This window comes from Allobosea spartocytisi, assembly GCF_014764685.1.
Lineage (GTDB): Bacteria > Pseudomonadota > Alphaproteobacteria > Rhizobiales > Beijerinckiaceae > Allobosea > Allobosea spartocytisi.
On record NZ_JACXWY010000008.1, the window covers coordinates 173,460 to 190,416 of the forward strand.

The following is a 16,957-nucleotide window of genomic DNA, read 5'->3' on the forward strand; positions in this document are numbered from 1 at the left end:
GCCCGCTTGCGAACCCGCGAAGTCCGATCTGGTTCCGCTGTCACGCCAAAGGCATAGTGCGGCCTTCCCGGAAGGACCCGTCATGACGCCGCTCACACCTGCCAGCATCGCTGCTCCCTTCGCCCGCTACAGCCACGGCATGGAAGTGCCGGCGGGCTGGCGCCTCGTCGTCTGCTCGGGGCAACTCGGCGTCGCGGCGGATGGGAGCGTGCCCGAGGATGCGCGCGCGCAGGCCGATCTCTGCTTCGCCAACATCGCCGCGATCCTCGCCGAGGCGCGGATGACGCTCGCCGATATCGTGCGGATCAATGCCTATGTCACCGACCGCGCCCATATGAAGGGCTATATGGATTCGCGCGACGCCCATGCCGGCGCGCCGCCGCCGGCCTCGACCCTGATGATCGTCTCGGGCTTCACCCGGCCGGAGTTCAAGGTCGAGATCGAGGTGATCGCGGCCGCGCCCTGAGACGCGACCGCGCTGCGGTTCAGCCCGCCTTGCGCTTGTTCTGGCGATTGGCGACGAGGTCGTCGACCACGGCGGGGTCGGCCAGCGTCGAGGTGTCGCCGAGCGCGCCATGCTCGTCCTCGGCGATCTTGCGCAGGATGCGGCGCATGATCTTGCCGGAGCGGGTCTTGGGCAGGCCCGGCGCGAACTGGATCAGGTCCGGCGAGGCGATCGGGCCGATCTCCTTACGGACATGGGCGACGAGGTCCTTGCGCAGATCCTCGGACGGCTTCTCGCCCGCCATCAGCGTGACATAGGCGTAGATGCCCTGGCCCTTGATGTCGTGCGGGTAGCCGACGACCGCCGCCTCCGAGACGGCGGGGTGCGCGACCAGCGCCGATTCGACTTCCGCCGTGCCCATGCGGTGGCCGGAGACGTTGATGACGTCGTCGACGCGGCCGGTGATCCAGTAATAGCCGTCGGCGTCGCGCCGGCAGCCGTCGCCGGTGAAGTACTTGTTCGGATAGGTCGCGAAATAAGTCTCCTCGAAGCGCTTATGGTCGCCATAGACCGTGCGCATCTGGCCGGGCCAGCTTTCGGCGATGACGAGATTGCCCTCGCAGGCGCCGGTCAGCACCTTGCCTTCGGCGTCGACGATCTGGGGCTCGACGCCGAAGAAGGGCCGCGTCGCCGAGCCGGGCTTGAGGGCGGTGGCGCCGGGCAGCGGCGTGATCAGGATGCCGCCGGTCTCGGTCTGCCACCAGGTATCGACGATCGGGCAGCGGCGCTCGCCGACGACGCGATGGTACCACTCCCAGGCCTCGGGATTGATCGGCTCGCCGACCGAGCCGAGCAGGCGCAGCGACTTGCGTTTCGTCTTCTTCACCGGCTCCTCGCCGGCGCCCATCAGCGAGCGGATCGCGGTCGGGGCGGTGTAGAAGGTGTTGACCTTGTGCTTGTCGATGACCTCCCAGAAGCGCGAGATCGTCGGATAGGTCGGGATGCCCTCGAACATCAGAGTCGTCGCGCCGTTGGCGAGCGGCCCGTAGAGGATGTAGCTGTGGCCCGTCACCCAGCCGACATCGGCGGTGCACCAGTAGATGTCGCCGTCATGGTAGTCGAAGACGTACTGATGGGTGATCGAGGTGTAGACGAGATAGCCGGCGGTGGTGTGGAGCACGCCCTTCGGCTTGCCGGTCGAGCCCGAGGTGTAGAGGATGAAGAGCGGGTCCTCCGCCTTCATCTCGACCGGCGGGCAATGGGTCGAGACCTTCTCCGCCTCCTCGTGATACCAGACGTCGCGGCCTTCCTTCATGGTGACATGGCCGCCGGTGCGCTTGACGACGATGACGGTGCCGATGCCACCCTTCACCTTGTCGTCGGCGGCGTCGACATTCTTCTTGAGCGGCACGGCGCGGCCGCCGCGCAGGCCTTCGTCGGCGGTGATGACGACCTTGGAATCGGCATCCTCGATGCGGTTCGAGAGGGAATCCGGCGAGAAGCCGCCGAAGACCACCGAATGGACGGCGCCGATGCGCGCGCAGGCGAGCATCGCATAGGCCGCCTCCGGGATCATCGGCAGGTAGATGGTGACGCGGTCGCCCTTCTTGACGCCATGCGCCTTCAGCACGTTGGCGAATTTGCAGACTTCGGCGTGGAGCTGGCCGTAGCTGATCTTCTTCGATTCGGAGGGGTCGTCGCCTTCCCAGATGATCGCGGTCTGCTTGGCGCGCGTGGCGAGGTGCCGATCGACGCAGTTATAGGCGACGTTGGTGGTGCCGTCCTCGTACCATTTGATCGAGACCTTGCCCGGCTTGTAGCTGACGTTGCGGACCTTGCTGAACGGCTTGAACCAGTCGATCCGCTTGCCCTGCTCGGCCCAGAACTTGTCGGGATCCTTGACCGAGGCCGCGTACATTTTCTTGTACTTAGCGTCGTTGGCCCAGGCCTTCTTCGCCCAGGCGGCGGGCACGTCGTAGATGATCTCGGTCATTGGCAGGCATCTCCCCGGACAGGGTTCTTTGTCGCGTTCCCGTGTCCGCCTGCCGGCGGGCGCGGTCCCGCTTCGTTTGAATTGGGCGCATCATAGGGTGCGTGTGCGGCGCGGCAAGCGCTTCGCGCTCGCACTTTCGTGTCACAGACTTTCGGCGATGTCGGCCTTGGGTCCGGATCGGTTCAGAGCCCGCCCATCTTGCAGACGAGGTCCCATTCCTCATCCGTCACCGGCTGGACCGAGAGGCGGAAGGAGGTGACGAGCGACATCTTGGCGAGTTTCGGCTCGGCCTTGACGGCGGCGAGCGTCACCGGCCTGGGCAGCGGCTTCACCGCCTTGAAGTCGACCAGTACCCAGGGCGGGCCGGCGGCTTCCCAGGGGTAGGCCTCGCGGATGACCTCGACGATGCCGACGATCTCGAGGCCCTCGTTGGAATGGTAGAAGAAGACCTGCTCGCCCTTCTTCATGGCCATCAGGTTGAGCTTGGCGGTGTGGTTCTTCACCCCGTCCCAATGCGTGCCCTTGGCACCGGCCTTGACCTGGTCGTCCCAGGACCAGACCGAGGGTTCGGATTTGATCAGCCAGTGAGCCATCAGGCCTCGTCCTCCTTCAACGGCACGGGCGGCTTGGAGGCCGCTTCGCCCTGTTCGTTCCAGAACCGCACCATCTCGCGCGTCAGCGCGGCGTAATCCTTCGGGTCGAGCTCGACCCGGACCTCGCCCTCGCCGAAAGGCAGGATCAGCACGAAGCGATGCGTGCCCTCGGCCTTTCGCCGGCGATGCTGGATGACGGGCGTGGCGATGCGGCCGGCCAACGGCACCGGGCCGCTTTCGGCGACGAGCTCGGAGCCGGTCGTCTTCCTGACCTCCGCGATGCCGCGCGCGATGCGCTTGCCGAGATCGTTGAGCTCTCCCGCCATGGCTTCCTCCGTCATTCCGCCCTGAGTGGCCGGGCGAGCAGCGCCGCCACGGCTTCACGCACGCCGATCCTGCCCGCGATGACCGCCGCGATGGCCTCGGCGATCGGCATCTCCTTACCCTCCCGCCGCGCCATCTCGGCAAGGACGGGGGCGGTGAAGGCGCCTTCCGCGAGCTTGCCGCCGGCGGCTTCAGCCGGGCTCCTGCCCTGGCCCAGCGCCAGACCATAGGCGAAATTGCGCGATTGCGGCGAGGCGCAGCTCAGCACCACGTCGCCCAATCCCGAAAGGCCCATCAACGTCTCGGGATCGGCGCCATGCGCCTCGCCGAAGCGGCGCAGTTCGGCGAAACCGCGCGCGACCAGCGCGGCGCGGGCGCTCTCGCCGAAGCCGAGTCCGATGACGATGCCGGCGGCGATGGCGAGCACGTTCTTGGCCGCGCCGCCGATCTCGACGCCGCGCGGATCGCCCGAATGATAGATGCGGAAAGCGGGCGAGCTCAGCGCCTCGGCGAGGCTGCGCGCCAGTGCGGGATCGGCCGCGGCGAGCGTCACCGCGGTCGGCAGGCCGTGCCCGATATCGGCGGCGAAGCTCGGGCCGGAGAGGATGGCGGTCGGGGCTTGCGGCCAGCTTCCGGCGATGATCTCGGTTGGGAACAGCCCGCTCGCCTGCTCGATGCCCTTGGCGGCCGAGATCACCGGCGCGCCGGCGGGCAGTGCGGTTGCCATCGCGGCGCAGGCCGCGCGCAAGTTCTGGGTCGGCACGGCGACGACCAGCGCGTCGCAGGAAGCGAGATCGGCCAGCGTCGAAGTGGCGCGGATTGCTTCGGGCAGGTCGATGCCGGGCAGGCGTGGGGCCTGCCGCGTCGCGCGAATGGTCCCGACCGTCGCGGTGTCGCGCGCCCAGAGCAGGACCTCGCGGCCGGCGCGATGGGCGGCGAGCGCCAGCGCGGCGCCATAGGAGCCGGCGCCGACGACGCCGACCGTCGCGAAGCCCGGATTCTGACTCATGCGGCGGTCGCGGGCTTGGCCGCGAGTTCGTCGAGCGGCCAGCGCGGACGGGCGACGGCCGACATGTCGTCGACGAGGCCGAGCCGCAGCCGCTCCAGCCCGGCCCATGCGATCATCGCGCCATTGTCGCCGCACAGCGCCAGCGGCGGGGCGACCATCGGCAGGCCGGCCTCGGTGGCCAGCCGCGTCAGCCCGCTGCGGATTGCCTGGTTGGCCGCGACGCCGCCGGCGACGACGAGCGTCGTGGGCGTGATGCCGGCCTCGCGGCAGGCGCGCAGGCCGGCGCGGGTCCGGTCGACCATGACGTCGACGATCGCGGCCTGGAAGGAGGCGCAGAGATCGGCGACGTCGTTGTCGGAGAGCGGCGCGATGCGTTCGGCGACGAGGCGCACGGCCGTCTTGAGGCCGGAGAGCGAGAAATCCGGCGTCGGCCGGCCTTGCAGCGGGCGCGGGAAGTCGAAGCGCTCGGGATCGCCCTTCGCCGCCTCGCGCTCGACCGAGGGGCCGCCGGGATAGGGCAGGGCCAGCATCTTGGCGATCTTGTCGAAAGCCTCGCCGACCGCGTCGTCGATGGTGCCGCCGAGCCGGAGATAGTCGCCGACGCCGCGCACGGCGAGAAGCTGGGTATGGCCGCCGGAGACGAGCAGCAGGAGATAGGGAAAGGCGAGATCGTCGGTGAGGCGTGCCGTCAGCGCATGGGCCTCGAGATGGTTGACGGCGATGAAGGGCTTGCCCGTCGCGAGCGCGATCGCCTTGCCGGCGGTGAGGCCGACCATGACGCCGCCGACCAGGCCGGGACCGGCGGCGGCGGCGACGGCGTCGATATCGCCGGGCTTGAGGTCGGCATGGGCGAAGGCGCGCGCGATGATGCGGTCGATCGCCTCGACATGGGCGCGCGCCGCGATCTCCGGCACGACGCCGCCATAGGCGGCATGCGCCGCGATCTGGCTCAGCACCTCGTTGGACAGGATCCTGCTCTCGCCCGAACGCTCGATGGAGACGATCGCCGCTGCCGTTTCGTCGCAGGTCGTCTCTATCCCTAGAACACGCATGATCGGTCGACTTGTCCCGCGGAATGGAGGATCAGGTGATGAAGCTTCGCGGCTGGCGGTGGCCCGCCGGCAATTCCTTCGTATAGTGCGTGCCATGGCCCAAGGCCAAGGGCAATGCAGCGGGCGCCGTCAGCGGCTCCGTGGCGCCGGAAAGAAAAAGGAGAGGGAATGGCCGGCATCATCGTTCCGCCTCAATACGCCCTGATCGCCTTGGCCGGTGCCGTTCGCGGTTTGGCCTGTGACCGGTGGTTGCCTCGCTAGATCGCCGCGCGTCCTGCCGGACGCGATAACGGTAGTCTATGTATTTGTTATCGCATGGGATTGTTCCGGAAGCTGGATTCCGCGTTTCGATCCGATGCCATAGGAGCTGCGAATGCGCGTCTTCGTCTTCCGACCCCGCCCCGATGCCGACCGGACGGCGCAGGCGATCGCCGCCCATGGCTTCGAGCCGCTGGTCGCGCCGCTGTTCGAGGTGGTCAGGCTGCCGGGGGAGGCACCGGCCGGCGATTTCGCGGCCATCGTCCTGACCAGCGGCAATGCCGTTCCCGTGCTCGCTGAGGGACCCGAGGGCTGGCGCGAGCTGCCGGTGTTCACCGTCGGCGCCCGCACGGCGGCGAAGGTCCGCGAGGCCGGTCTCGATGACGCGCGCAGCGCCGATGGCGACCGCAACGACCTGATCGAGCTGATCACGCGGACGGTGTCGGCGCCCGCGCGGCTGCTGCTGATCCTCGGCCGCGACCGCAAGGAGGACGTGCCACAGCGGCTGAAGGACGCAGGCTACGACATCACGCTCTGGGAGGCTTATGCCGCCGAGCCGGTCTCGGTATTGCCGGAGGACACGCAGGCCGCGCTGCGGCACGGCCGGGCCGACGCCGCCCTGCATTATTCGGCGCGCGGGGCGCGGACTTTCCTGAGCCTCGCGCAAGCGGCCGGCGTCGGCGCGGAAGCGCTCGAGCTCACCCATGTCGCGCTCTCGGCCGATGTCGCCTCGCCCTTGATCTCGGCCGGCGCCAGCACGGTGCTCGTCGCCGAGCACCCCGAGGAGGCCGCGATGCTGGCGGCGCTGGAGGAGGTTTCCCGGCGGCAGAAGCCGGACGGGTCGGCGCAGGCGGAGCCGCGCGGCAGCCTGAAGCGCACGCCGCCGACGATCGACCTCAAGCCGCAGCCGCAACCGGAAGCCGATGCGGGAGAAGCTGCGCCCGAGCGGCCCTCGCCCGAAGCGGTGGCGCCGACTGAGGCGCTGCCGCAGGAATTCTCGCCGCCGCCTCCTGAGCCGCCGCGGGCTGCGGCTGCCGCGCCGGTCGCGAAGGCGACGATGCCCTGGCCGGCTCTGGCGATTGCCGGCGTCCTCGGCGGCGTTCTCGGCGCGGGGCTGATGCTCTACGCACTGCGGGCGAGCAGCCCGGCCGTCACGCCCGAACAGCTCGCCGATCTGAGCGGGCGGGTCGACGGGCTTCAGGCCTCCGTCACCGCCGCCGACCGCAAGGCCGGCACCGCCGGGGATGCAGCGGCGAAGGCAGGCTCGGAACTGCAAGCGCTTTCGGGCAGGATCGGCTCGCTTGCCAAGGCGCCAGCGGCCGATACGGGCGCCCTCACGGAGCAACTCCAGCGCACGGAGGCGGCGCTCGCCGCCACAAGCGAGCGGTTCGACAAGCTCACCGGGCGGGTCTCCGCCATCGAGACGCAGGCGAAGGCCACTCCTACCGCGAATACGGAGGGGATGGCGGCGGCGCGAATCGTGCTGGCCGAGCGGGTCCAGCGGGCTCTGGCGGCCGGGCGCCCCTTCGGGAGCGACGTCGCCGCCTTGGTCAAGGCCGGCGTCCCGCAGGCCGATGTCGCGGCGCTCTCCGCTGTCGCGACAGCGGGCTCGGCGACGCGCGAGGCGCTGTTGGCGGGCTTCCGCACGCATGGCGCGATGTTCCAGCGCGAAGTCACGCCGCAATCGGATAGCTGGACGGACAAGCTGATCGGCTTGACGAGCCGCATCGTCACGGTCCGTCCGGTCGGCGACAACAGCTCGAATGATCCCGCCACGCTGCCGCTGCGGCTGGAGAGCGCGGTTGCGGCCGGCGACATGCCGAAGGCGGCGGCGCTCTGGGGCCAATTACCCGAGCCGGCGCGTCGCGCCAGCGCGGAATTCGGCGCCGATCTGCAAAAGCGGGCGGCGGCGGATGCAGCCATCGCCAAAATCGCGCAGGATGCGGTCGCAGCGCTTGGCGCCGCCGGCTGACGGAGGATAGAGAGGTCCATGGTTCGCGTTCTCGTCTACCTCGCCGTCTTCGCCTGCCTTGCCTTCGGCGCGGTATGGCTCGCCGATCGGCCGGGCGAAATCTCGGTGATCTGGCAGGGCTACCGCATCGACACCAGCGTCGCGATCGGCGCGATCGGCGTGGTCCTGCTCGCCTTCCTGGTGTTGCTGGCCTGGGCCATCATCCGCTTCGTCTTCGGCCTGCCTTCCGCCTTCAGCCTCTCCTCGCGGGCGCGGCGCCGGGCACGCGGCTTCGAGGCCGTTTCGCGCGGCATGGTCGCGATCGGCGCGGGCGATCCCGTCGCGGCCGGACGTTATACCGGCGAGGCGCGCCGCTTCGTGCCGAACGAGCCGCTGACCTTGCTGCTGGAGGCGCAGACGGCGCAGCTCACCGGCAATCGCGCTCACGCAGAGGCCGCCTTCAAGGCGATGCTGGACCGCTCGGAGACGCGGGTGCTCGGCCTGCGCGGGCTCTTCGTCGAGGCCAAGCGCCGCGGCGACATGGCGGCGGCGCGCGCCTTCGCCGACGATGCCGTGCGCCGCTCGCCCTCGCTCGCCTGGGCGAACGATGCGCTGCTCGATTTCCACACCAATGCCGGCGACTGGCAGGCGGCACGCACCGCCGTCGAGCGTCGTGCGGCCCTGCGCCTCGCGGACAAGGCGGAGGCGCGCCGGCAGCGCGCCGTGCTGCTTGCGGCCGAAGCGCTGGAAGCCCGCGACAAGGAGCCGGAGCGGGCGCTCGCCGCGGCGCTGGAAGCGGTGAAGCTCGCGCCGGCGCTGACCCCGGCGGCGGCGCTTGCCGGCCGGATGTTGGCCGAGCGTGGTGATGTGCGCAAGGCGTCGAAGCTGCTGGAGGCGGCCTGGCGGGAGGCGCCGCATCCCGATGTCGCGGCGGCCTATCTCGATGTCCGCCTCGGCGACAGCGCACTCGACCGGCTGAATCGCGCCATGACGCTGTCGAAGCTTCGCCCGGCCGACCCGGAAAGCGTACTGGTGTTGGCTGGCGCGGCCATTCAGGCGCGCGAGTTCCAGAAGGCGCGCGACACGCTGAAGCCTCTGCTCGCGGGTGGGGCCTCGGTGCGGGCCTGCCTGCTGATGGCGGAGCTGGAAGAGGCCGAACATGGCGCCGCCGGCAGGGTGCGCGAGTGGCTGGGGCGGGCAACGCGCGCACCGCATGACGCGGCCTGGGTGGCGGACGGGCTCGTCTCCGATCACTGGATGCCGGTCTCGCCGATCACCGGGCGGCTCGACGCCTTCGTCTGGACGGTGCCACCAGCGACGCTCGGCAGCCCGCCGCAGGCGCTGGACGACGTGCTCGCGGATCTCGACGATTCGACCAAGCTGATCGAGGTGAAGCCGGAGAGCGTCACCGTCGTCGAGCCGGCTGCGGTCGTGGTGTCCGCACCGCCGAAGGAGGAGCCGAAGGAGGAGCCGAAGCCCGCTCCTGCGGTTCCGGTCGAGGCCAAGGTCGAGATCAAGAGCGAGCCGGCTGTGAAGCCGGAGCCGGAAGCACAGCCCGCTCCGGTGCCGAAGCCTGCCGGGGCGGCCAACTCTACGGCCTCCGCGGCCCATGGCGCTGTGGCCCGTGAAGCGGTGCCGCCGAAGCCGGTGATCTTCCCCGTTCCGCACGCGCCCGACGATCCCGGGCCGGATGAGGAGCCGCCGGGCGAACCGAAGAAGAGCGGTTTCCGCCTGTTCGGCTGAGCGGGGCCTTCCCTTCTCCCCTTGCGGGAGAAGGTGGCAGCGCGCAGCGCTGACGGATGAGGGGTCGGGCGCCCCCTTGCTCCAGCCTTCTCCCGCGAGGGGAGAGGAGGCAGGTTGCGGTTCGCTCGTGCCTCGCCTTCCTGAGACGATACCGGGTCAAGCCCTGGCATGACGATGGGTGTTCGCGGAAAAGGCGTGCGGCCGGCCGTCATGCACCTTATAGCGACGGCATGGATTGTGATCAGGACGGCCAGAGCGGCCAGGACAACGGCATGGTGACCCTGCAGGTCGGGGCGGAGCAGGCGGGCCTTCGGCTCGACAAGGCGCTCGCCATGCTTGCCGGCGAGATTTCGCGGGCGCGGCTGCAGCAGGTGATCAAGGAAGGCGGTGTCGGCCTCAACGGAACCCCCGTCAGCGATGGCAGCCGCAAGGTGGCCGAAGGCGACGCCATCACGCTGGTGATGCCGGAGGCGAAGCCGCCCGATCCGGTCGGGCAGGACATCCCGCTCGACGTCGTCTACGAGGACGAGCACCTGATCGTGATCGACAAGCCGGCGGGGCTCGTCGTGCACCCTGCGGGAGGGCATGAGGACGGCACGCTCGTCAATGCGCTGATCGCCCATTGCGGCGAGAGCCTTTCCGGCATCGGCGGGGTCAGGCGGCCGGGCATCGTCCACCGGCTCGACAAGGATACCAGCGGCCTGCTCGTCGTCGCCAAGAACGACCGTGCGCATCAGAAGCTCGCCAAGCAGTTCGCCGACCATGGCCGTACCGGGCCGCTGCAGCGTGCCTATCTCGCCATGGTCTGGGGCACGCCGCGCCTGCGCGAGGGCACGATCGACGCCCCGCTCGAGCGCTCCAACCGCAATCGTGAAAAAATGGCGGTGGTGAAGGAGGGGCGCGGCCGCGAGGCGATCACGCATATTCGCCTGATCGAGCGCTACCCACCGCTTCTGAAGGGGCTCGACGAGACCGAGCCGCTGGCGAGCCTGATCGAATGCCGGCTCGAAACCGGGCGCACGCATCAGATTCGCGTGCATATGAGTCATATCGGCCATCCGCTTCTGGGCGACCAGCTCTACGGCTCCGGTTTCGCGACCAAGGCGGTGCGGTTGCCGGAGGAGGCGCGCGAGGCGCTGGCGGCGCTCGGACGGCAGGCGCTGCATGCGGCGGTGCTGGGTTTCGCGCATCCGGCGACGGGCGAGGAGATGCTGTTCGAATCCGACCCGCCCGAGGATTTTGCGAAACTGCAAACAGCGCTCGCGAGGCTGTGAGCCAATCGGGCGTTCCTGCCACCTTTCCGCCAGAGTGAGTTCGCATATACTGGGGTTGTCGGATGCGGATGGCCAAGGGGGCGCCGCACGCAATCGATCCCGCCGAACTCCCGACCGGTTTCTGCGTTGGATCAATTCGCATTGTCCGAAACCTGCGCGAAGGTTGATCGCGCGGTGGGCCCGCCGCACAGCGGGGGCCTCGACGAGGAGACACGCGCATGGCGAGTGCTTCGCTGCCTGTCCTGTCCGCCGAGGGTGGACTCTCACGTTATCTCGATGAAATCCGCAAGTTCCCGATGCTGGAACCGAGCGAGGAATACATGCTGGCCAAGCGCTGGCGCGAGCATGGCGACCGCGACGCGGCGCATAAGCTCGTCACCTCGCATTTGCGCCTCGTCGCCAAGATCGCCATGGGCTATCGCGGCTACGGCCTGCCGATCGGCGAAGTCGTGTCCGAGGGCAATGTCGGCCTGATGCAGGCGGTCAAGCGCTTCGAGCCCGAGAAGGGCTTCAGGCTCGCGACCTATGCGATGTGGTGGATCAAGGCCTCGATCCAGGAATACATCCTGCGCTCCTGGTCGCTGGTGAAGATGGGCACCACGGCCAATCAGAAGAAGCTGTTCTTCAACCTGCGCAAGGCCAAGAGCAAGATCGCGGCGCTGGGCGAGGGCGATCTGCGCCCCGACCAGGTCAAGCAGATCGCGACCAAGCTCGGCGTCAACGAGCAGGACGTGGTCGAGATGAACCGCCGCCTCGGCGGCGACGCCTCGCTCAACACCCCGCTGCGCGAGGATGGCGAAGGCGAATGGCAGGACTGGCTGGTCGACGATTCCGAGAGCCAGGAGCGGCGCCTCGCCGATTCGGAGGAGGCCAGCAACCGCCATACGGCGCTGCACGAGGCGCTGGAGGTGCTGAATCCGCGCGAGCGGCGCATCTTCGAGGCGCGCCGCCTTGCCGAGGATCCGATCACGCTGGAGGAGCTCTCCGAGGAGTTCGGGGTGTCGCGCGAGCGCGTCCGCCAGATCGAGGTCCGTGCCTTCGAGAAGGTGCAGGACGCGGTGAAGAAGGCGATCACCCGCATCGAGGCACCGCGCGCGGCGCTGCCGGCGGCGTGACCGCGATCATCGACGTCGAGAGAATTTAAAAAGGGGCGCTTCCGCGCCCCTTTTCATTTGCTCGACATTTTCAACGAGCACCTGGCTGCGGCTCGGCAAGCTTCTGCCGGAGAAGGCGCTGACCCCTCCGCTTCCCGAGATGGTCGGGTCGAGCCCGACCATGACGAGGAGACGCGCGCCGCCTCAATACAACGGTAGCAGCGGCTTCAGCGGCAGGCGGATCGGGCCGAGGAAGACGCGGCCCTCCCGCAGCGAGACCGGCGGCAGCGGCGTGAGGCCGGGCGCCGTGGCGGCGGCGCTGCCGCCGCGCCCGCCCAGCAGGCCGCCGAGCCCGCCCAGCAGATTGCCGACGCGGACGCCGCCGATCTGCTGGATGCCCGCGGCGGCCAGTTGCAGATCGCCGCCGACATGGTGGGTCGGGTCGAGCAGCAATTGCCCGCTGCCGTCGATGCGGGCCGCGCCCTTGGTCGTGGCGAGGCGTGTGATGTCGAGGACGCCGTTGGCGTTGCGCCAGGTTTCGAGCGCATCGGGATTGAAGCCCTGGCGGAACGCCTCCGACTGGGTCAGCGTCGCCTGCAGGTCGATCGTGCCGGCATCGGTCGTACCGAGCAGGGCGTCGATCACAGGCAGCACGGTCCCCTTGGCGGAGAGCGCGATATCGACGGCCTGATCGGTTGCCGGGCGGTCCGGATTGCGGCGCAGATGCGTTTCCAGCGAAGCGGCGCGCCAGTTCTCCGCGGCCTGCCCCGGCGTGGTGAGGGTGGCGTTCGGCTCCGCCGCGACCAGCGCGAAGCGCTGCGGATCGCGCCAGGCCAGGCTGGCGTCGAGCTGCTTCCAGGTGATGTCGAGGCTGCGGCCTTCCGGCAGGGAGACGCGGGCGGGGCTGGTCGCTTCGAGGATGACGAGGCCCGGCGAATAGATTTGCCCGACAGCCAGCACCGGGCCGGTCTCGACCCGCACGGCATCGCCCCAGCGCGTCGAGGTCAGGGCGAGCGAATCGCAGCGGACCTCGATGCGGAAGGGAAAGCCGCGAACGGTCCGGTTGTTGCAGGTCCAGCTCCGGCCGCGCTCGGCCTCCTTGGCGAGAGCCTTGTCGATCTCGGCGACGGTGCGGCCATGGACGTAGAACCAGAAGCCCGACCAGGCCGCCGCCAGCACGACGAGGAGGCCGAAAGGGGCATAGAGCCAGAAGCGGCTCTGGCGGCGCGTCGGGGAGAGGTCGGTCATGCGGCAGGCGTTCCTTGCGCGAAGGCGGGCCGATTGTTAGCTCGCCAGAACGGCGGATGCCAGAGTGGCGGATGCCCGCCACCAAGCAGGCCGGCATGGCCAAATGATGAGACGGCGATGACGAGCGAAAGCGATGCGGCGGATCTCTGGGTCTTCGGCTACGGGTCGCTGATCTGGCGGCCGGGATTCGCCTTTGCGGAAAGCGTTCCGGCGAAGCTCCATGGCTATCACCGCTCGCTTTGCGTCTTCTCGCATGTCCATCGCGGCACGCCGGACCGGCCGGGCCTCGTGCTCGGGCTCGATCGCGGCGGGGTGTGCAGGGGGCTGGCCTTCCGGGTCGAGGCCGGCCGGGCGGAGGAAACGGTCGCCTATCTCAGGGCGCGCGAGCAGGCGACGGCGGTCTATCTCGAGCGCCGTGTTCCGTTGCGGCTGGATGATGGTCGGCGAGTCGAGGGGCTGGTCTATGTCGCGGACCGCCATCACCTGCAATATGCCGGCAAGCTGCCGCCCGCCGCCTTGCTGAAGCTTGTCCGCCAGGGGCGCGGCCAGTCGGGCGAGAATCCCGATTATGTACTGCAGACCCATGAGCATCTGCGCAAGATGGGGGTCTATGATCCCGTGCTCGCCGCGTTGGCGCAGGAGCTGGCGCCGGGCCTCCACGCGACGCATCCGCCGGTGAAGGGCTGACCGCCACGCCATGCGCCCGCAACCGGGCACTGTTGGACGGGTGTCCCCGCCGATTTGTTAGGGGTGCGCATCGTCATTCCGGGGCTAGCCCGGAATGACGATGCGTTTCCGTGCGATGCGCGGCGCGGCGTGGAACCGGCTCAGGCGCCCTTCAGGTGGGCGTTGCACTGGCTGTAATAGCCGCCGCCCTTCTGGATCCATTTCAGGCCGCCATTGCCATTGGTGGCCTTGTTGGCGTTGTACTGGTCGTCGCAGGTCTTGAAGCGCTGCTTGCCGGCCGAGAGCTGCGAATATTTCGGATCGACCTTGCTCGGGAACACGGCGTTGCCGGCTGGGGCGGGGGCCGCCATCGGCTTCGGCGCTGCCGGTGCGGCGGCGGTCGTGGCGGCGGGCTTCGGCGCGGCCGGAGCGGGCGCCGTCGTGGCTGCCGGGGCGGAGGCAGGGGCCGCGGTGGCGCTGTCGCCGCATTGCGTCTTGCGGAAGTCGTTCCAGGACTGGCCGTTGAGCGCGTTGCCCGTTTTGGCCGCCTGATACTTGGTGCTGCATTCCTTCATCGTCAGCGCGAGCGCCGGCGTCGAAGCCTGGATCATGAACCCGCCGGCGAGCGCGAGAAGGCCGGCAGCAAGCGCGAATCTGGTCTGTGTCATGATGATCCTCCCCCGTATGGGGTGCTTGTCGATGCCGCTGCGGCCGGACGGATCATTCCGGGCGGTCGGGCAGCAAGGATGAGGCTAGCCCCGCGAAGATGAACTGTCGCTGACGATTTTGGCCGGATTTCGGCCATGTTTCGTAAGGTAAACCCGCGCCGCATTGCCGCCGAAGATTGCGGCCCGCTCGGCGTCCGAGAGCGTCGCGGTGAGACGTTCGGCGGTTGCGAGCCATTCGGCGTAGGGCGCACGCAGCGTCGCGACCGGCCAGTCGCTGCCCCAGAGCAGGCGTTCCGGCCCGAAACAGGCGAGGAGATGCGCCACCGCAGGCGCCAGCGTCGCGTCCGTCCAGTCCGGCCCGGCTTCGGTGACGAGGCCGGAGAGCTTGCAGACCGTGTTCGGCTTTGCGGCCAGCTTGGCGATGCCGTCGCGCCAGGCGGAAAGGTCGGCACCGGCCACGCCTGTTGATGTGAGATCAGGTTTGGCGCCGTGGTCGATGACGACGGGAAGCTCCTTCTCGCGCTCCAGCAGGGTGAGCAGTGCCGGGATCTGCGGCAGCTTCACCAGCGCGTCGAAGACGAGATTGTGCTCGCGCAGTGCCGCGAAGGCGGGGGCGAGCTCCGGCCGGGCGAGCCAGTGCGGATCGGGAATATCCTGCGCCATGGGTCTGAGGCCCACCAGCAGCGGATCTGCGGCCAGCGCGGCGATGCGGGCGGGGGCGTCGGGCGCCGCGAAATCGGCCCAGCCGACGACGCCGGCGACGAAGGGCGTGGCGGCCGCGGTTTCGAGCAGGAAGCGCGTTTCGGCCTCGCTCGGCGCGGCTTGGACGAGGATGGTGGCGTCGATGTCGTGGGTGGCCAGCAGCGGTGCGAGATCGGCCGGGGCGAAGTCGCGGTGGATGGCCTCGAGCGCGGGCGTGAGCCAGCCATAGTCGCCGCGGTCGAGCCGCCAGAGATGCTGGTGGGAATCGATGCGCGGCGGGGCAGGCGGCTTGCTGGGAGAGGGGCTCGTCATGCGCGTCGCCATGCGGATCCTGGGCTCGGCGGCGGCAGCGTTCGGCCGGCGCGGTCCCCTATGTGCACGCCAACATGTTAGCTTGCAACCGGCTTGAAAGCAGATTAGCGTCCTGCCCGGGTCGCTGTCGCGGCGGAGCCCAAAAGCTTGCCGCGACAGAGACGAAAGCCCGAAAATGGGCCGCCTGCAAGTGGGCGAAATACCGTTTCACAGGTCCTGGGGAGGACGCCGATGACCGACAGCATTCTCAAGCCGACTCGCCGTGCGCTGTTGCGCGGCGCCGCCGCGACCGGCGCGGGCGTCATCGCCGCGCCGCTGGTGCTGCGCGAGGCGCGTGCGCAGGCGCCGTTCAACTGGAAGCGCTTCTCCGGCCAGTCGATCGACGTGCTCTTGGTCAAGAACCCCCGCTCCGAGCTGATGCAGGCGGCGGAGAAGGAATTCACCGAGCTGACCGGCATCAAGGTCTCCTCCGAGCAGGTGCCGGAGCAGCAGCAGCGCCAGAAGGCGGTGATCGAGTTCGCATCGGGCAAGCCGAGCTTCGATGTCAGCGGCATCTCGCTGCATGTGCAGAAGCGCATGGCGGCGAAGGGCAAGTGGTTCGAGAACCTCGACCCCTACATCAAGGACGCCTCGCTGACGGCGCCGGATTTCGACTTCGCCGATTTCGGCGCCGGGCCCGTCGCCTATGCCCGGCAGGCCGACGGCTCGCTCGATACCGTGCCGTTCTTCGTCGACTACTGGATCGTCTACTACAACAAGGAGCTCTTCGACGCGAAGGGCGTCGCCTATCCGAAGTCGATGGACGAGATGTTCACCGTCGCGCAGAAGCTGCACGATCCCGCCAAGGGTATCGCCGGCTTCGTCTCGCGCGGGCTGAAGAACGCCAATGTCCCGGTCTGGACCTCGCTGATGCTCGGCCAGGGCTCGGAGACGACCTCGCCAGACGGCAAGCTGCTCACCGACACGCCGGAGGCGATCTGGGCGGGCGAGCTCTACAAGAAGCTCAACAAGGAGACCGGGCCGGTGGGTTCGGTCGGCTTCAACTGGAACGAGTGCCAGACCACCTTCATGCAGGGGCGGGCGGCGATGTGGCTCGATGGCGTCGGCTTCGCCACGCCGCTGGAGGACCCGTCGAAGTCGCGCATCGTCGGCAAGGTCGGCTACGGCATCACCCCGCCGGGGCCGAAGGCGCATCACGCCGGCATGTTCGCCGACGGCATGGGCATCTCGCGCGGCTCCTCGAAGAAGGAGGCGGCCTGGCTCTATGTGCAGTTCATGACCAACAAGAAGAATCAGATCGCCATGCTCAAGGCCGGCGCCGGCGCGCCCGGACGATCCTCGGCCTATCTCGACACCGAGACGATCCAGCAGTCGAAGTTCGGCAAGCAGTATTTCGATTGCCTGCTCGGCTCGGCCAAGATCGCCCGGGCCGGCCTGCCGCAGATCGTGCCGGTGACCGAGTTCCGCGATGTCTTCGGCGTGGGTCTGACCAACATGATCGGCGGGGCCGATGTCGCGAGCGAGCTCAAGAAGGCGACGGAGACCTTCGCCCCGGTGCTCGCCAAGAGCGAGCAGGGGTGAGCGCAACAGACGTCATGGCCGGGCTTGACCCGGCCATCTCGTCA

The 16,957-nt window shown here is 69.0% G+C and carries 15 protein-coding genes; 7 read left to right on the forward strand and 8 right to left on the reverse strand.

Annotated elements, in window-relative coordinates; genetic code table 11:
• Positions 1 to 82: 82 nt before the first annotated feature.
• The gene (locus IED13_RS15115) at positions 83 to 466 is read left to right on the forward strand and encodes a RidA family protein (protein WP_113253641.1); all 384 of its coding nucleotides are present in this window, start codon (positions 83 to 85) and stop codon (positions 464 to 466) included.
• 19 nt (positions 467 to 485) lie between these two features.
• Here IED13_RS15115 and acs read toward each other — a convergent pair whose 3' ends face one another.
• From acs to tsaD, 5 genes are all read right to left on the reverse strand, one after another.
• The gene (gene acs / locus IED13_RS15120; RefSeq protein ID WP_038363550.1) at positions 486 to 2,438 is read right to left on the reverse strand and encodes an acetate--CoA ligase; all 1,953 of its coding nucleotides are present in this window, start codon (positions 2,436 to 2,438) and stop codon (positions 486 to 488) included.
• A 182-nt stretch (positions 2,439 to 2,620) separates the two neighbouring features.
• On the reverse strand, positions 2,621 to 3,031 hold the full coding sequence (locus IED13_RS15125; protein WP_191124649.1) for an EVE domain-containing protein: 411 nt from the start codon (positions 3,029 to 3,031) through the stop codon (positions 2,621 to 2,623).
• Positions 3,031 to 3,357 carry a hypothetical protein gene (locus IED13_RS15130; RefSeq protein ID WP_038363555.1) on the reverse strand — a complete coding sequence of 109 codons (327 nt, stop codon included), beginning with the start codon at positions 3,355 to 3,357 and terminating at the stop codon, positions 3,031 to 3,033. The genes IED13_RS15125 and IED13_RS15130 overlap by 1 nt, the downstream gene beginning before the upstream one ends.
• An 11-nt stretch (positions 3,358 to 3,368) precedes the next feature.
• Positions 3,369 to 4,364 (reverse strand): NAD(P)H-dependent glycerol-3-phosphate dehydrogenase, encoded by a 996-nt coding sequence (locus IED13_RS15135; RefSeq protein ID WP_191124650.1) that lies wholly within the window; start codon positions 4,362 to 4,364, stop codon positions 3,369 to 3,371.
• On the reverse strand, positions 4,361 to 5,416 hold the full coding sequence (tsaD, locus tag IED13_RS15140; RefSeq protein WP_038363559.1) for a tRNA (adenosine(37)-N6)-threonylcarbamoyltransferase complex transferase subunit TsaD: 1,056 nt from the start codon (positions 5,414 to 5,416) through the stop codon (positions 4,361 to 4,363). The genes IED13_RS15135 and tsaD overlap by 4 nt, the downstream gene beginning before the upstream one ends.
• Before the next feature lie 373 nt (positions 5,417 to 5,789).
• Between tsaD and IED13_RS15145 the strand changes: the two genes are divergently transcribed.
• The 4 genes from IED13_RS15145 (at position 5,790) to rpoH (ending at position 11,757) form a co-directional block, all read left to right on the forward strand.
• On the forward strand, positions 5,790 to 7,646 hold the full coding sequence (locus IED13_RS15145; protein ID WP_191124651.1) for a uroporphyrinogen-III synthase: 1,857 nt from the start codon (positions 5,790 to 5,792) through the stop codon (positions 7,644 to 7,646).
• 18 nt (positions 7,647 to 7,664) lie between these two features.
• Positions 7,665 to 9,368, forward strand: coding sequence for a heme biosynthesis protein HemY (locus tag IED13_RS15150; protein ID WP_191124652.1), 1,704 nt, complete (start codon positions 7,665 to 7,667; stop codon positions 9,366 to 9,368).
• Positions 9,369 to 9,598: 230 nt separating this feature from the next.
• A complete protein-coding gene (locus IED13_RS15155) occupies positions 9,599 to 10,642 on the forward strand; it encodes an RluA family pseudouridine synthase (RefSeq protein ID WP_038363561.1) in 1,044 nt (347 codons plus the stop codon).
• 218 nt (positions 10,643 to 10,860) lie between these two features.
• Complete coding sequence (rpoH, locus tag IED13_RS15160; protein ID WP_038363562.1) at positions 10,861 to 11,757, forward strand: RNA polymerase sigma factor RpoH; 897 nt, start codon at positions 10,861 to 10,863, stop codon at positions 11,755 to 11,757.
• A gap of 183 nt (positions 11,758 to 11,940) precedes the next feature.
• Here the strand turns inward: rpoH and IED13_RS15165 are convergent, their stop codons facing one another.
• Complete coding sequence (locus tag IED13_RS15165; protein ID WP_191124653.1) at positions 11,941 to 12,984, reverse strand: DUF2125 domain-containing protein; 1,044 nt, start codon at positions 12,982 to 12,984, stop codon at positions 11,941 to 11,943.
• 117 nt (positions 12,985 to 13,101) lie between these two features.
• On the opposite strand from IED13_RS15165, the gene IED13_RS15170 reads away from it, so the two are divergent.
• The gene (locus IED13_RS15170) at positions 13,102 to 13,671 is read left to right on the forward strand and encodes a gamma-glutamylcyclotransferase (protein ID WP_038363565.1); all 570 of its coding nucleotides are present in this window, start codon (positions 13,102 to 13,104) and stop codon (positions 13,669 to 13,671) included.
• Between the two features lie 140 nt (positions 13,672 to 13,811).
• On the opposite strand, the gene IED13_RS15175 is transcribed toward IED13_RS15170, so the two are convergent.
• On the reverse strand, positions 13,812 to 14,318 hold the full coding sequence (locus IED13_RS15175) for a hypothetical protein (RefSeq protein ID WP_038363567.1): 507 nt from the start codon (positions 14,316 to 14,318) through the stop codon (positions 13,812 to 13,814).
• Between the two features lie 84 nt (positions 14,319 to 14,402).
• Positions 14,403 to 15,332: an amidohydrolase family protein gene (locus IED13_RS15180; protein ID WP_191124679.1), complete on the reverse strand. Its 930-nt coding sequence runs from the start codon at positions 15,330 to 15,332 to the stop codon at positions 14,403 to 14,405.
• 231 nt (positions 15,333 to 15,563) lie between these two features.
• Between IED13_RS15180 and IED13_RS15185 the strand changes: the two genes are divergently transcribed.
• On the forward strand, positions 15,564 to 16,913 hold the full coding sequence (locus IED13_RS15185; RefSeq protein ID WP_112763631.1) for an ABC transporter substrate-binding protein: 1,350 nt from the start codon (positions 15,564 to 15,566) through the stop codon (positions 16,911 to 16,913).
• Positions 16,914 to 16,957 lie beyond the last annotated feature (44 nt).

Bases quoted from the DNA above. Each gene is read 5' to 3' on its own strand.
- rpoH (WP_038363562.1), top strand. From the start codon at position 10,861: ATGGCGAGTGCTTCGCTGCCTGTCCTGTCCGCCGAGGGTGGACTCTCA.
- IED13_RS15185 (WP_112763631.1), top strand. From the start codon at position 15,564: ATGACCGACAGCATTCTCAAGCCGACTCGCCGTGCGCTGTTGCGCGGC.
- tsaD (WP_038363559.1), bottom strand. From the start codon at position 5,416: ATGCGTGTTCTAGGGATAGAGACGACCTGCGACGAAACGGCAGCGGCG.
- IED13_RS15180 (WP_191124679.1), bottom strand. From the start codon at position 15,332: ATGACGAGCCCCTCTCCCAGCAAGCCGCCTGCCCCGCCGCGCATCGAT.
- IED13_RS15165 (WP_191124653.1), bottom strand. From the start codon at position 12,984: ATGACCGACCTCTCCCCGACGCGCCGCCAGAGCCGCTTCTGGCTCTAT.
- IED13_RS15175 (WP_038363567.1), bottom strand. From the start codon at position 14,318: ATGACACAGACCAGATTCGCGCTTGCTGCCGGCCTTCTCGCGCTCGCC.
- IED13_RS15125 (WP_191124649.1), bottom strand. From the start codon at position 3,031: ATGGCTCACTGGCTGATCAAATCCGAACCCTCGGTCTGGTCCTGGGAC.
- IED13_RS15115 (WP_113253641.1), top strand. From the start codon at position 83: ATGACGCCGCTCACACCTGCCAGCATCGCTGCTCCCTTCGCCCGCTAC.
- IED13_RS15135 (WP_191124650.1), bottom strand. From the start codon at position 4,364: ATGAGTCAGAATCCGGGCTTCGCGACGGTCGGCGTCGTCGGCGCCGGC.
- IED13_RS15170 (WP_038363565.1), top strand. From the start codon at position 13,102: ATGACGAGCGAAAGCGATGCGGCGGATCTCTGGGTCTTCGGCTACGGG.
- acs (WP_038363550.1), bottom strand. From the start codon at position 2,438: ATGACCGAGATCATCTACGACGTGCCCGCCGCCTGGGCGAAGAAGGCC.
- IED13_RS15130 (WP_038363555.1), bottom strand. From the start codon at position 3,357: ATGGCGGGAGAGCTCAACGATCTCGGCAAGCGCATCGCGCGCGGCATC.
- IED13_RS15145 (WP_191124651.1), top strand. From the start codon at position 5,790: ATGCGCGTCTTCGTCTTCCGACCCCGCCCCGATGCCGACCGGACGGCG.
- IED13_RS15155 (WP_038363561.1), top strand. From the start codon at position 9,599: ATGGATTGTGATCAGGACGGCCAGAGCGGCCAGGACAACGGCATGGTG.
- IED13_RS15150 (WP_191124652.1), top strand. From the start codon at position 7,665: ATGGTTCGCGTTCTCGTCTACCTCGCCGTCTTCGCCTGCCTTGCCTTC.